Annotated in this window: 8 protein-coding genes; 7 read left to right on the top strand and 1 reads right to left on the bottom strand. The window is 42.7% G+C overall.

All coding sequences use genetic code 11. The features are described from left to right. Positions 1–77 precede the first annotated feature (77 nt). The 6 genes from IPH84_07630 (at position 78) to ftcD (ending at position 12,336) form a co-directional block, all read left to right on the top strand. Positions 78–2,642 carry a hypothetical protein gene (locus IPH84_07630; protein MBK7173091.1) on the top strand — a complete coding sequence of 855 codons (2,565 nt, stop codon included), beginning with the start codon at positions 78–80 and terminating at the stop codon, positions 2,640–2,642. Beyond that, complete coding sequence (locus IPH84_07625) at positions 2,599–3,849, top strand: hypothetical protein (protein ID MBK7173090.1); 1,251 nt, start codon at positions 2,599–2,601, stop codon at positions 3,847–3,849. Before IPH84_07630 ends, IPH84_07625 begins: the two co-directional genes overlap by 44 nt. Positions 3,850–4,072: 223 nt before the next feature. Next, positions 4,073–6,877 (top strand): hypothetical protein, encoded by a 2,805-nt coding sequence (locus IPH84_07620; GenBank protein ID MBK7173089.1) that lies wholly within the window; start codon positions 4,073–4,075, stop codon positions 6,875–6,877. A gap of 301 nt (positions 6,878–7,178) precedes the next feature. Then, complete coding sequence (gene fucP / locus IPH84_07615; protein ID MBK7173088.1) at positions 7,179–8,474, top strand: L-fucose:H+ symporter permease; 1,296 nt, start codon at positions 7,179–7,181, stop codon at positions 8,472–8,474. A gap of 153 nt (positions 8,475–8,627) precedes the next feature. Beyond that, positions 8,628–10,265 (top strand): AMP-binding protein, encoded by a 1,638-nt coding sequence (locus tag IPH84_07610; GenBank protein ID MBK7173087.1) that lies wholly within the window; start codon positions 8,628–8,630, stop codon positions 10,263–10,265. A gap of 376 nt (positions 10,266–10,641) precedes the next feature. Next, positions 10,642–12,336 (top strand): glutamate formimidoyltransferase, encoded by a 1,695-nt coding sequence (gene ftcD / locus IPH84_07605; protein ID MBK7173086.1) that lies wholly within the window; start codon positions 10,642–10,644, stop codon positions 12,334–12,336. A 35-nt stretch (positions 12,337–12,371) separates the two neighbouring features. Here the strand turns inward: ftcD and IPH84_07600 are convergent, their stop codons facing one another. Continuing rightward, entirely contained in the window at positions 12,372–13,385 is a 1,014-nt protein-coding gene (locus IPH84_07600) for an aldo/keto reductase (GenBank protein ID MBK7173085.1), read from the bottom strand. A 133-nt stretch (positions 13,386–13,518) separates the two neighbouring features. Here IPH84_07600 and IPH84_07595 point away from each other — a divergent pair, with 133 nt between their 5' ends. Beyond that, positions 13,519–16,074: a hypothetical protein gene (locus tag IPH84_07595; protein MBK7173084.1), complete on the top strand. Its 2,556-nt coding sequence runs from the start codon at positions 13,519–13,521 to the stop codon at positions 16,072–16,074. The last annotated feature ends 21 nt before the right edge of the window (positions 16,075–16,095 follow it).

Below are 16,095 nucleotides of genomic sequence, written 5' to 3'. Positions count from 1 at the left end.
CGTTTTTGTCGGCACAGGGATTAGTTTCCCTTGTGCCGATGATTTTTTAATAAGTTTAGAAACAAAATAAAACGAATATGAAAAAAAGATATACTAAAAGATCAGCTTTGATGCTGAGTTTATTTGTGATCATCCTTGGTATGATGCTCTCTCTAAATTCAAAGCAGGCAGTGGCTCAGATCTATGAGCCAGAAGGTCTCAATATGCCAGGAGGATGGAATGGATGGCAAAATCCACCAGCCAATCTTGCAATAGCAAGTTTTACCCAGGTAGCCGGAGGAAGAGTAACAAAAATTACTAATGGAACCACCCGATGGCAAACTATATTCAGTGTGGCAACCAGTGGAGGAGACCTTGTTGGAGGTACTTATGAATGGCTCTTCACAAGTGGATCCACCGGAAATCCCTGGGGAAATAAATGGGCTGGTGTTGCAGTGAGCATGAATAATCTGCAAAACTATACATTTAATAGTGGGGGTAATAACACCATTACTATCGGAGATGGAAAATGGTACACAATGAACTGGAAGGACAATGGCTATACTGGTTCTCAGGCCATTTTTATGGAAACCAGTGCCTTACCTGTGGATATTTTAACTGTTTCTGTACCTGTGATTGCAACCGTCGGAACACCTGTAATTGTTACAGTTACAGTTTCAAATGCATTATGTCCGGAAGAAATCCTTTTTGTACGTTATTCCACTGATAATTGGGCTACTTCAAACTTACTGGCGGCTACTATGACAGGCACAACTGGTACTGTTGAAATACCAGCTCAGGCAGATGGCACAACTGTTAAATGTTATGCATTTACTACAACAAATGGAAGTATTAACCTTGATTATGATATGCATAGCATCAAGGTCAATAACAATGGAGGCGCAAATTACTCTTACCCTGTGGGAGCTGCGCCGATTAGTTGGGCTAATGTCCAATCTCCGGCTACTGCCTCAATTAATCCAGGAGAAACTGTTGATGTTTTCGGGCAGGTTTATATTGCTGCAACCACAGGCCAGCCAACAGCTGCACCTGGTGTACAGGGTTGGATCGGGTATAGCAGTAGCAATACCAATCCGGATACCTGGGTTGATTGGGTACCTGCTACCTATGTTGGTCCCTCGGGATTGAATGATGAATATTCAGCTGCGATTGGTACTGGCTTAACTGCCGGAACTTACTATTATGCTTCCAGGTTCCAGTTGGGATCTGCTTCTTTTGTATACGGAGGTTATAATGGCGGCCTATGGAATGGCACAACAAATATTTCAGGAATTCTGACTGTAAATGGGGCACCCCCTGCAGTAACCACAGGTACTGCATCCCTTGTAAGCACAACTTATGCAACCGTTAGCGGCACTGTTATCGGCGATGGAGGCTCAGCTGTTACTGCAAGAGGAATTTGCTGGAGTACATTGAATAATCCAACACTTGATGATGATTTTACAGTGGATGGTTCAGGAACCGGATCCTTCTCCGGACTCCTTACTTCACTTATTCCAGGTACAACCTATTTTGCCAGGGCCTATGCAACCAATGCCAATGGCACTTCCTATGGCCTGGAAATTGAATTCAAAACTCTATTCAGTGTTGTTTTTAATGTTGATATGTCAACAGCTGCCGGTTTTATCCCGGGAACAGACGTGGTTTATTTGGCTGGTGGATTCCCAGGTGCATTCTGGAATACACCCGGGTCTAATCCAGGTATGCAATTACTTCAGGTTGGAACCACTCTTGTTTACACCCTGGAACTTACACTTTCGCAAGGTACCTATGAATTCAAGCACTTTAAGAATGCCAGCTGGTCTTTTGGAGAATGGGGTGGTGGATCTAACAGAAGCGTAAATGTAACCAGCAATACAGTTGTAAATAGCATATGGGGAGGGGAACTTAATTGGGTTAATTTACAATCTCCTGCTTCAGGAATTATTCTTCCATCTACTCCATTTGAGGTAACTGCACAGGCCTCAATTCCGAATGGAATTACTGGTGTTGTTGGTGGTGCTTATGGATTGCAATGTTGGATCGGATATAGCACAGTAGCCTCTGATCCTTCTACATGGACCGACTGGGTTCCTGCTCCTTATTTTACTGCTGTAGGTGGTAATGATGAGTTTAAGGCTGATATTGGTTCCGGAATAACTACCAATGGTATCTATTATTATGCAAGTCGTTTTAAATTGGGTGACGGAGCCTTTGTATATGGAGGATATAATTCCGGATTCTGGAATGGTACATCTAATATTTCTGGTGTGTTATCTGTAGTGAATGGGTTTGTATTTACTGTAGTAACCGGAACTATAGATGCTCTTTCTGGCACTACCGCAAGTATTAATGGAAATGTAATTGCCGATGGGGGTAATGCTGTTACTGCCCGTGGGATTTGTTGGAGCACATTAGCCAATCCAACTCTGGACGATGATTTTACTGTAGATGGTTCGGGATTAGGTGCATTTACCGGCTCCTTAACATCCTTGATTCCAGGGACTACTTATCATGCCAGGGCTTATGCAACCAATGCCATTGAAACAGTATTTGGTGATGAAATTATTTTCTCCACCTATCATTCTGTTGTTCTCAACCTTGATATGTCAACTGCAAGTGGTTTCATTCCCGGAACTGACCAGGTTTTTTGTTGCAGGTAGTTTCCCCGGAGCCTTCTGGAATGAACCAGGAACCAACATGTCGTTACTCTTATCGCCAGTTTCAGGAGGAGGACTTAGTTATACAATTGAACTGTTTGTCCCATCGGGCACCTATAATTACAAGTTTTTCCTGAATCCATCATGGGCAGGAGGCGAGTGGGCTTCTGGTCCAGACAGGTCAACGACAATAACTACAAGTACCACCTTGAATCACACATGGGCTGGTGAACTTAACTGGGTTAACCTTCAATGGCCTGATATGGGCACTATTGAATCAGGAACAAACTACGATGTATATGCAATGGCTAATATTCCTAACGGCAGAACCGGTTCTGCTCTTCCTGCTTACGGACTGCAGTCATGGATAGGATACAGTACAGACAATACAGATCCTTCCACCTGGACGAACTGGGTAATAGGTACCTATAATGCAGCATCCGGTGCAAACGATGAATTTAAAACAAATCTGGGTGCTGAAATTACAGTTCCTGGTGTCTATTATTATGCCAGCCGTTTTCAGTTGGGTGCCGGAAATTATGTGTATGGTGGCTATAGTGGCACCGGCGGGGGGTATTGGGATGGTACCAGTAATGTTTCTGGTATTTTAACAGTGAATCCTCCTGCAACCAAGACGCTTAATGTAAAACTTTTCCTTGAAGGATTATTCAATACAGGATCAGGAACAATGAACCAGGCAATGGATGTTCCTCCTTCACCTAAGTATGGAACCGGAATTGCTGACATTTTGACAATTGAACTGCATGATGCGATTACCTATACTTCAACCTATAGTTTTACTGCTGATCTGTTTACCGATGGTACATTATCAGTGAATACTATTCCCGGTGCCTTTACAGACTCCTATTACTTAGTGATCAAACACCGGAACAGCCTTGAAACATGGAGTGCAAGCCCGATTTCTTTCAGCGGATCAGGTCCTGTTTCCTATGATTTCTCTTCAGATGCTACCCAGGTATTTGGGAACAATATGAAACTGATGGGAACAACATGGGTGATTTTCGGTGGCGATGCATCTCAGGATGGAATCGTTGATGGAACAGATATGGCTTCAATAGATAACGCCAGTACATCAGTGATGATTGGGTACAATGCAGAAGATGTGAACGGAGATGGGGTTGTTGATGGTTCTGATATGGCATTGATAGATAATAATTCTACAGCCATCGTCCAGGTTCTAAAACCATAATTCATTTTTATCATTTATTTGAAACCTTAAGAATTCCCTTTTTTCAGAAGGAATATTCTTAAGGTTTCAAATTAAATGGATATCTTTATCTACACTCAACCCATTCATTGAAATTTATATAATACCATCAGCCAAACAAGCAAAACACTAAATTCTAAAAAGAGTTCCTTGGTTTTCGTTTAATAGAATTATTAGGATCTCTTCCATCATTTAAGAAGCAGCTATGAAAAAAAATCTATGCCCTGGAATTGCAAAATTATTCTTGCTAACTCCTGTATTCTTTCTTACCATGTTTTTTACCTCCCGGGAACTGCCCGCCCAAATCTGGGAGCCAGAAGGACTTAATATGCCAGGCCTTTGGAATACCTGGACTAATCCTCCTGTAAATGCTCTGGCACTGGCCAGTTATACCCAGGTCCCTGGTGGCAAGGTTACAAAAATCAATAATGGAATTCCCCGCTGGCAAACCATCATAAAAGTGGCAACTACAGGAGGTGATGTGCTGGGAGGGTCTTATCCATTTCTTTTCACAAGCGGCCCCTCCGGTAGTCCATGGCAGAACACCTGGAAAGATGTGACAGTTGTAATGAATACCCTCCAGAATTATACTTATAATGGTACCCTGGATAATCAGATCACAGTTGTTAATGACAAATGGTATACCGTCAACTGGAAGGATAATGCCTATGCTTCCACCCAGGCAATATTTATGGAGACATCCGGTGATCCTGTTTCCATAACCAATGTTACCCAAAGTCCCCTTGCCGGCCAGGTTTCACCCGGACAAGCAGTAACTGTAACAGTGACTCTCACAGGGAACCCTTCAGCTGAGGAAATCTTCTACCTCAGATATTCAAATGATGGTTTTTCAACATCAACCCTATTACCGGTAACTGTGACTGGTGCTTCTGGTACAGCTGTTATTCCTGCCATTACCGGTTCGGTCAGTTATTATATTTTCTCAACAACTGTTGCAACACCTTCAGCAGATTTTGACCTCTACTCAATCAAAATCAATAATAATGGAGGATTGAATTACAATTTCTCTTACAATACTTCCAATGTGAATGTTACTTTCAAGGTAGATATGACTCTTCAAACTGTTTCAGCAGATGGAGTTCATCTTGTGGGTGATTTCCAGGGATGGAATACAAGTGGAACTCCAATGTCACCAGTTGGTAATGGTGTATACACAGTTACTGTGCCTATTCAAAGCGGGGGGTACCAGGAATACAAATTTCTAAACGGAAATACTTATGCAGGAGAAGAAACAGTTCCTGCAGTTTGTGGTGCTGACAATGGTTCCGGGGGATTTAACCGATTTATAGTAGTACCTTCCAATGATACCGTGCTTGGGGCTATTTGTTTCTCCAGTTGCACAGCATGTGGAGCCATGGTACCGGTTACTTTCAAGGTAGATATGTCGCAGCAAACAGTGTCAGCTGCCGGTGTTCACCTGGCTGGTGACTTCCAGGGTTGGAATCCCGGTGGTACTCAGATGCTTCAAACATCAGGCAATATATATTCCGTTACTGTCAACCTTGAAGAGAATACCATTCATCAATATAAGTTTATCAACGGTGATGCATGGGAAGGATCAGAAATTGTGCCTTCAGACTGCGGTGTTGACAATGGTTCCGGAGGGTTTAACCGTTCTTTGACGGTTTCATCTTCAACTCCAATCCTTCCGGCTGTTTGTTTTTCAAGCTGTAACCCATGCGGAGCATTGGTGCCAGTGACTTTCTGGGTAGACCTTTCCCAGCAAACTGTCTCACCTGACGGGGTTCATATTGTGGGGGACTTCCAGGGCTGGAATCCTGAAACGACACCGATGGAACTGATATCAAACAGTGTTTATATGGCTACTCTCAACATGCAGGAAAACACTAGCTATGAATTCAAATATATAAATGGAAACACATGGGACGGAGCAGAGTTTGTTCCCGCCGAATGTGGTGTTGATAATGGTTCAGGCGGTTTTAACCGTTTGCTGAATCTTGGGAATACCGGTGCTTCTTTACCTGAAGTATGCTTTTCCGGATGTGAAGATTGTCCTCCCCCTCCGGATCCTATTAATGTAACTTTCAAAGTTGATATGTCAAATGATACGGTATCTCCTGAAGGTATTCACCTGGTGGGTGATTTCCAGGGCTGGGATACTGATACTACCCAGATGACGGAGAGCGGGAATGGAATATATACTGTTACCATAATCTTAGGAGCTGGTACCGTCCATGAATATAAATTCATTAACGGAGCAACCTGGGAAGGGGAAGAAATAGTGCCTGCAGAATGCGGAGTTGACAATGGTTCAGGGGGATTCAACCGCCAGATTACCGTGCCCGCTATTGATACAATTACAGGGGCAGTATGCTTCTCAAGTTGTACTTCTTGCCAGGCACCTTCTGATAGCTCTCTTGTTACCTTCAGGGTTGATTTAAAGGAACATGTTATTTCTCCGGAGGGTGTTCACATTGCAGGAAATTTCCAGGGCTGGGATCCTGCTTTAACGGCAATGACCCTTGTTGGAGATGGAATTTATGAAGCCAATATACTGCTCATGGAAGGATTCCAGGTAGAGTATAAATTTGTTAATGGAGCCACCTGGGAAGAAGCTGAACTGGTTCCTGAATTATGTGGTATTGATCACGGAAATGGTGTTTTTAACCGGTATTTTGTTGTACCTATTGAGGATACTACAACTTCAGCGGTTTGTTTTCAACAATGCGAAATCTGCCATGTTGGGATAAGAGAATTACCCGGTAAAGAAATCAGGATCAGCGAACCAAGGCCTAATCCTGCCGAGGATATTGTGATCATTGATTATTGGTCAAAGAACCCTGCTGTACTCAAAATTCAGATATTAAATTCCAGGGGAGAAGAAGTAGTAAAAACAAGGATTTACCCTCTTGTTTCCGGCCAGCAATCTGTACCATTCCAAATTGGTGCACTTTCTGGTGGGGTGTATTTTATTCGCCAGACGATCAATAATCAGGAATCGGTAACCTCGATTTTTATCAAGAAGTAAAGGTATAAGATCATTAATGGGAACCCGTCATATTTCGCATGCATTGCGATTTATGGCGGGTTTTTCTTAATAATTCCAAACCAGGCTTTTAAACCCTGGACTCTTTTCACTAAAAGGAGAAGAGGAGTAAAAATATAATGAAGGTCATTTTTTTAAAATTATTTCCATCATCTTTGTAGTTTGAAGGTTAATCCTACAAATGAAAATGATTCGGTCCAAAAGCTGCTTAATAATAGTACTTCAGGCCATCATAACAAGTCAATAATTAATCGGATCCGGTCTCTGGTAAATTCATCCTTTTATGGCATTATCTGAAAATAAATCATCGAAACTGATTGCATCAGGATTAATTGTTCCCTTCATACTTACCACCAGCTTATTTTTCCTTTGGGGCATCCCCAATAATCTGAACGATGTTCTCATCAGGCAATTTATGAAATCATTTGAACTTACCCGCTTTCAGGCAGGATTGATTCAATCAGCCTTTTATATGGGGTATTTTCTTTTGGCTATGCCGGCGGCTATGATCATGAGACGATTTGGATATAAGACAGGGCTCGTAATTGGCCTGTTTCTTTATGGATTTGGTTGTTTTCTCTTTTGGCCGGCTGCTTTGATTGGTGAGTATGGATTCTTTTTATTTGCCTTGTTTGTGATTGCTACTGGTTTGGCATTTCTTGAGACCGGTGCTAACCCTCTTATAACTGTCCTCGGAAACCCTGAATCTTCTGAGAGAAGGTTGAATTTTTCACAGGCATTTAATCCCATCGGATCAATAACAGGTGTATTAATTGGTACAGTCTTTATTTTTTCCGGGATTGAACATGATGAAACAAAAGTTGAAGCAATGAAGGTTTCTGGTGAATATGCCTCATACCTTCAGCATGAAACCATGAGAGTGGTAACTCCGTATCTTGTCCTGGCAGGAGTCACTTTACTGATGGCTTTCCTGATCATGAAGACCCGCTTCCCGCACATTGATGATGGTGATTCCGATGTAAAGAATGGCAATAAGATTAAATTCACCCACTTGTTCCGTTATCCTCATTTTGTGAAAGGCGTGATCGCCCAGTTCTTCTATGTGGGTGCACAGGTAGGGACCTGGAGTTTCTTTATTCAGTATGTGCAGGACTATACCGGACAAAATGAAAAAATAGCCGGTTATTTTCTTACCGGCACCCTTGTGGCTTTTATGCTTGGAAGGTTTTCGGCCACTCTGCTCATGAAAAACATACAACCTCATAAACTAATGGGACTCTATTCCATTATTAATGTGCTATTGGTACTGGTAAGTGTTGTAATGCCTGGTTGGGTTGGTTTGTGGGCGATCTTCCTCACCAGTTTCTTTATGTCGTTGATGTTCCCGACTATCTTTGCCCTTGGGATCAAAGGCCTGGGGCCTTATACCAAAATTGGGGGTTCCATGATTGTAATGGCCATTATTGGCGGAGCTTTCTGGACTCCGATCATGGGCCTGATTGCTGAAAATGGCAGTATGGCCCTTGCAATGCTGGTTCCTTTGATCGCCTATCTATATATTACATGGTATAGCTACTATGGATCCAGACCTTCCGGTGAACTGCCTCAGCTACAATAGTTTTAGATAACTTTTTATAATCTTTGTTCACTTTATGCAATAATTTTATAAAGTTTAATTATGCCATTTTCCTGGCAATAGATCTTTCCTATATAATTTGATTACATTTGTTAATCTAATTCACAGGATTAACGATCAGAATATTCAGCCAAGATGTTAAAAGAAAACTTTGTCCAATACCTTGAAGAAGGTATCAAAAAGAACTGGGAGAATACATCATTATCTGATTTTAAGGGAGAATCATATACTTATGCGGATGTAGCCTCCAATATTTTATGCCTCCACCGCCTGATGAAAGATTCCGGGATTAAACCACAGGACAAAGTGGTGCTGCTTGGTAAAAATTCGGCACGCTGGGGTATGATATACCTGGCTGTTACTTCTTATGGAGCTGTGATTGTGCCTGTTCTCCCTGATTTTAAACCTGCTGATCTGCACCAGATTATCATTCATTCAGATGCAGTTTTGCTTTTTGCAGATGAATCCATCTATCAAAAACTGGATCCTCAGCATTTAAAAGCTCTAAAAGGAGGTATATCAATTAATGAGTTCAAACTTCTTTTTTCAAATGATAAACTTTTGGACCAGGCATTCTTTGAGCATCATCCCTCTTCGCCGGGTAAAACAGAGTTATCTTCCTTCAGTCTTCCTGCCATTGCTAATGATCAGTTAGCAGTGATCAGTTATACGTCAGGAACCTCCGGATTCATTAAAGGGGTAATGCTTGAACACAACAGCCTGGCTGCCAATATCCGTTATGCCCAGCGTAATATGCCTTTGAATGCCGGCGACAGAATAGTATCTTTCCTTCCACTGGCCCATGCATTTGGTTGCGCCTTTGAATTCCTTTTTCCTTTTACTCTGGGTTGCAGTGTAACGATCCTGACAAAGACGCCCACACCCCAGATTATTATGTCCGCTTTCCAGGAGATCAAGCCTGCACTCATTCTTTCGGTGCCGCTTGTAATTGAGAAAATTTTCAAGAAACAACTGGTGCCTGTAATTGGGAAATTTCATATGCGACTGTTGCTGTATGTCCCTGGTATCAAAGATGTTATACTTAAGAAAATTCGGGAGAAACTGGTGGCAGTATTTGGTGGAAACTTCAGGGAAATTGTTGTTGGAGGAGCCCCTTTCAACCACGAAGCAGAAATGTTTTTCAGAAAAATGAAATTTCCTTTTACTGTTGGATATGGTATGACTGAATGCGGACCATTGATCAGTTACATAAGTTGGGATAAACTTAAAGTCGGATCCTCCGGCATCGCGGTTGATACCCTCGAAATGAAAATTGAATCATCCAAACCTGCTTCCATCCCTGGTGAAATATTAGTCAGAGGTGAAAATGTAATGAGGGGTTACTATAAAAATGACGAGCTAACCCGCGAGATTATTGATGAAGAGGGCTGGATGCATACCGGGGACCTGGGGTTAATGGATAAAGACGGCAACCTTTTTATCAAAGGCAGAAGCAAGAGTATGATTCTCGGTGCTAATGGAAAGAACATATATCCTGACGAAATTGAATCCTTGCTCAATAACCAGTTTGCTGTCGGAGAATCATTGGTTGTTCAAAGAAATGGCAAACTTGTAGCCCTGATTTTCCCGGATCCTGAAACCATTGAGAAGAATAATATCACTCCTGTGATGCTGAATAAGCTTTTTGAAAGGCATTTGAGAGTTATCAACCATAAGATGCCAAAGTACATGAAGCTCTCTGCATTTGATCTTCAGGAAGCGGAATTTGTAAAAACACCGAAAAGGAGTATAAAACGGTTCCTGTATAATTAGAATCATCCTGGAAATTGTCTAAAAATTCTATTTCTTGAAGAATTCAGTAGGCAGAATTCAGTAGTCAGAATTCAGAATTCAGAATGACTTTACCTTTAGCTTGTCTTGTCCTGAAATAGGTTTACAGAAATTACGCGCTTCTAACCTTTCTTTCAGTCAACTATTTTGATGACTTCTGGATTCTTGAATTCTGGATTCTTGAATTCATTTTTCCAAGCATTAATCATTGTAGTGTACTATTTAAATAATCTCATAATCCCCCTGGTTTTCAAAAGGAAATTTGCATGCATCACGGTTGACCTCTAAGGTCTAATCACTACATTTGCACTCACTTTTCCAAACAGTTAATCTATAAATCATTGAATTGTAGTACTATATGAAACAGCTCATTGAATGTGTACCCAATTTTTCTGAAGGCCGGAATATGGCCATCATTAAACAGATTACGGATCAGATTGAAACTATTGAAGGGGTCAGGTTATTGGATGTGGATCCGGGAGCGGCAACAAACCGAACCGTAGTCACTTTTGTCGGAGAACCTGAAGCTGTTATTGCAGCTGCTTTCCTGGCCGTTAAAAAGGCTTCTGAACTCATTGATATGAAGCAGCATAAGGGAGAACATCCCCGTTTCGGTGCTACAGATGTTTGTCCATTAGTACCAATCGCAGGTATCAGTATGGAAGAGACTGTTCAGTATGCGCGCCGTTTAGCTGAGAAGATAGGGACAGAACTGGGTATCCCGGTTTATTGTTACGAAAATGCAGCATTCACTGAAGAAAGAAGAAATCTTGCCAATAATCGGGCAGGAGAATATGAAGGATTATCCAGGAAACTGGCCGATGCACACTGGAAGCCGGATTTTGGTCCTGCCGGATTCAATGAACATGTTGCCAATACAGGGGCTACAGCAGTTGGAGCCAGGGATTTCCTGGTTGCCTACAATGTTAATCTGAATACTACCTCAACGCGCAGGGCCAATGCGGTTGCCTTCGATATCAGGGAAAAAGGCCGTCCTGTCAGGGAAGGGAACCCGTTTACCGGGAAGATTAAAAAAGATGAGAATGGAAAAGAAGTCTGGATTCCGGGAACTCTTAAAGCTTGTAAAGCCATCGGCTGGTTCATTGAAGAATATGGGATTGCCCAGGTCTCAATCAATTTGACCAATATTAGTATCACATCGGTACATATGGCTTTTGAAGAATCCTGCAAAAGAGCCCAGGAAAGGGGGATGCGCGTTACCGGTTCTGAGTTGGTAGGACTTATCCCGAAAAATGCACTTTTAGAGGCAGGGAAATATTTTCTGGCGAAGCAAAACCGCTCGTTAGGAGTTTCTGAATCAGAGTTGATAAAGATTGCAGTAAAATCACTCGGTCTGGACGATCTGAAGCCTTTTAACCCACAGGAAAAAATCATTGAATATCTTCTGGAAGACCCTAATGATAAGAAACTCGTTAACCTGAGTCTTGAAGGTTTTGCCAATGAAACCGCATCAGAGTCTCCTGCACCCGGGGGAGGGTCAGTATCTGCAGCAATGGGAGCTATGGGTATTTCTCTTGCAACCATGGTAGCTAATCTTTCCAGCCATAAAGCTGGTTGGGATGAGCGCTGGGAAGAGTTTAGCCAATTCGCAGAAAAAGGTCAGAAGATCAAGGATGAGTTACTCTATCTTATCGATGAGGATACCAGGGCCTTCAACAGGATCATGGATGCTTTCGGAATGGCAAAAGGAACAGATGAAGCCAAAGCTGCAAGAGATCAGGCCATTCAGGACGCCACCAAATATGCCATTGAAATACCATTCAGAGTGATGAAGCTTTCCTATGAGAGTATGGATGTTATCAAGGCTATGGCTGAGCATGGTAATCCGAATTCGGTGACCGACGCCGGAGTAGGTGCATTGGCTGCAAGATCAGCGGTGATGGGTGCTTTCCTCAATGTGAAGATCAATGCTTCCGGACTAAAGGATCAGAATTATGTTTCTGAAATTATGATAGAAGGAAGTAAAATTGAATCCCTTGCATCTGCCCTTGAACAGGATATTCTGGCTATCGTGAATGGAAAGATCAGGTAGATTTTCCATTTCCGCTTAATAACCAATCATTGTTTTTATCTCTTATCTGAGGTTAGTTGATGGCTTTGTGGGTAGGGGACAGGCATTCTCCCCAGTTCAGTGAGCCTATCCATATCCTCTTCATCAAGCTGCCATTCGGAACAACCTGTATTCTCCCTGAGTTGGTTGAGGTTGGATGCCCCAATGATAACAGATGTAACAGCAGGACGTTGCAGAACCCATCTAAGAGCAATTTGTGCAATGGTTTTCTGGTATTTGGAAGTAAGGGATTCTATCACATCTAACAATTCAAAACCTTTTTCCTCATCAGTAGCCCAGTATTTCAAGGTAGAAGCTTCTCTTTGGCTGCGTCGTGAATTCTCGGGCAAACGATTGCTTCGGGTGTATTTGCCGGTGAAAAATCCACCTGATAAGGGGCTCCAGCAAAGGATGCCAAGTTGCTGATCCTGGCAAAAGGGAATAAGTTCATGCTCGATATCCCGGGCCCCGATGGAATAGTATAACTGTGTTGTGATAAATTTCTCCAGGTTCATTTTTTCGGAAATCGCCAGCGACTTCATCGTTTGCCATGCAGTGAGATTGGAGCAACCGATATAACGAACCTTGCCACTTCTCACCAAATCGTCCATTGCCCTTAATGTTTCATCGAGCGGGGTGCCAGGATCATACGAATGAACCTGGTAAAGATCGATATAATCAGTATTCAGCCTTTTCAGACTGGCATTGCAACTTTCGATGATATGGTACCTGGATAACCCGGTAGAATTCGGATGCGTACTCATGGGGAAGCGCACCTTTGTGGCAACAATTGCATCTTTTCTCCTGCTTCCCAAGGCTGCACCCAGCATCGTTTCAGATACTCCCAATGAATAAACATCAGCAGTATCAAAGAAATTGATTCCATTATCAAGGGCAAACATAGTGAGTTCATTGGCCAAAGGTTGCTCAATAGAACCGATTTCACTCTTTTTTCCCCCATTGAAGGTCATAACACCAAAGCAGACTTCTGACACTTTAAGTCCTGATGATCCGAGATACCTGTATTGCATATCTTTTTATATTGGAGGTTAAAGATACAATCTGATCTCTTAGGTTGAAAAAGAATCATCACCTCCATTTCTATTTCAATAGATTTCTTCTACAGATGCCTTGGGTTTTATACCTTTGTTGAAAACAACCTATATGAAACGACTACTGTTCCCATTGATCACAATCGGGTGTTTCCTAATAGTAGCTTTTGCCTACCTGGCAACTGATAGCAATCAATCCATTCCACTTTTAAAAGGAGAGACATATCCTGCTGATTGGATGAGTTCACAAAGGGCTTATCCTCATGGGACTATAAAACATGAATCTATTTTGGAAGGATTCATGCAAGCCCAGGTGCTGCGAGCCCAGGCCCCCAGGTCCAGGTCGGGTTGGCAATTAGCCGGTCCAACAAATATCGGGGGACGCCTTACGGACATTGAAGTTCCTGTTGATGACTCAACAGTTGTTTATATCGCTGCAGCTACCGGAGGGATCCTCAAATCAACCGATAATTGCCTTACCTGGGAGAGTATTTTTGATGATCAGCCTGTACTCACGATGGGTGATATCGCTATAGATCCTACGAACAGTAATATCGTTTATGCCGGGACTGGTGAAGCCAACTCTTCTACATTCAGTTTTCTTGGAAATGGAATTTATAAAAGTACCAATGCTGGTGCAACCTGGTCGCATATAGGGCTTGAAAGATCTGCTTTCATTGGAAGAGTTATTGTTGATTATTCAAATCCTCAGCGGGTATTTGCCGCTGCTGCCGGTAATCTGTTCACTCCCGGTCCTGACAGGGGAATTTACAGGAGTGATGATGGGGGTGCCAGCTGGCAGAAAAAACTATTTGTAACCGATAGCACTTCTGGTATTGATCTTATTCAGCATCCCAGTGAACCGGGTACTCTTTATGCTGCCATGTGGGAAAGAAGAAGAGGCTTGAATTATCGCCGATCATTCGGGTATAGTTCAGGGATTTATAAATCGGTGGATGGAGGCGATAGCTGGCAAAAACTCACCAATGGCTTGCCTGTTTACCCGATGGGAAGAATTGGTTTGGCAATAGCTCCGACCAACCCGGATATGGTCTATGCATTCTGTGATAATATTTATTCAGTAGATGTATTTAAAACTGTAAATGGGGGTCAAAGCTGGACCCAGACAAATGACGCAGCCTTACAGGGTATGAATAGTGATTTTGGATGGTATTTCGGACAGATCAGGGTTGATCCGGCCAATGCCAACCGGGCTTATGTGATGGGAGTTGAATTATGGCGAACCGATGATGCCGGTGATAACTGGATTAAACTTGCCGGATATGATATTGGAAATATTCATGTGGATCACCATGCAATGACCATCGACCCTGTGAGTGGGAGAATACTGGAAGGAAATGACGGAGGTTTATTCAAGAGTTATGACCTGGGAGTGAACTGGCAGAAATTCTACCAGCTTCCGCTGACACAATTTTATGAAGTGGAAGTAGATTATCAAAATCCAACCAGGTTATATGGGGGAACACAGGATAATAATACCCTCAAAACTTTTGCCGGGAATATCCATCAATGGAATTCTATTTTAGGAGGCGATGGATTCTATTGTCTGGTGAATTATAATGAACCGGATATCATTTATGCTGAATGGCAGAATGGAGGGCTGTGTAAGTCGACGGATGGCGGGAGTAGCTTCAATTATATTATTCCCAATGATATGTCCGGCGACCGCAAAAACTGGTCTATGCCATTTGCTATGCATCCGCTTGACCCAGATGTTCTTTATTTGGGAACCCAAAGAGTCTGGAAATCTGAATTTGGAGGATATGGCTGGGTAGCCATGTCGGAGGATCTTACCAAAGGTCCTGATGGCAGCGGATGGCATACGATTTCCACCATTGCAATTTCACAGGTGAATTCTGACCAGGTAGTGGCCGGTACTGATGATGGACTGGTTCATATCACTGAAGACGGAGGCTTTACCTGGACCAATATAACCAATGGTTTGCCTGATCGCTATGTAACTCGGGTTGCCACGGATCCGGATGATGATAACATCTTATATGTAACCTACTCAGGATTCAGGTGGGATGAACCTATCCCATATGTTTTCAGGTCACTGAACAAAGGGCAGACCTGGGAAGATATCAGTGGAAACCTCCCGCAGCTTCCTGTAAATGCCATTGCTATTGATCCTTTGGATAAGACTATTATCGTGGGAACCGATGCAGGCGTATTCTTTACCAGGGATACCGGGGCCAACTGGTATGCTTCTGCTGAAGGGATCGGGAATGTTCCGGTGACTGCCTTAAAGATTCATGTACCCACCCGCACCCTGGTAGCCGGGACTTATGGCAGATCTGCCTATAAGATCAGCCTTGATGATATACAGGTTGGAAATTCTGAATTGAAACCGGCGAACCCCGGGCTCTCTCTGGCCCCTAATCCATTCAATCCTTCGATGGCTTCCAATATGAAGATATCATTTACCCTTCCTGTTGCCGGTTTGGCTGAGGTAAGCATTCTGGATATCAAGGGGAATATCATCAGGCGATTAAGAAATTCCACTGTTTCAGCAGGGAGATATGAAATCTACTGGAATGGAACCACTGAAAATAATAGCCGGCCTGGAACCGGGGTGTATTTCTGCAGGCTAAAGACCGATTATGGCTCCGTTTCATCAAAATTCCTTTTCCTGCCTGAGAATTGATTTGAATCTCTAAGATCAACA

It is taken from the genome of Bacteroidales bacterium, from assembly GCA_016707785.1.
In the GTDB taxonomy this organism is placed as follows: domain Bacteria; phylum Bacteroidota; class Bacteroidia; order Bacteroidales; family UBA4417; genus UBA4417.
Note: the sequence above shows the minus strand (reverse complement) of the source record. Positions and strands in the feature narration are given on the sequence as shown.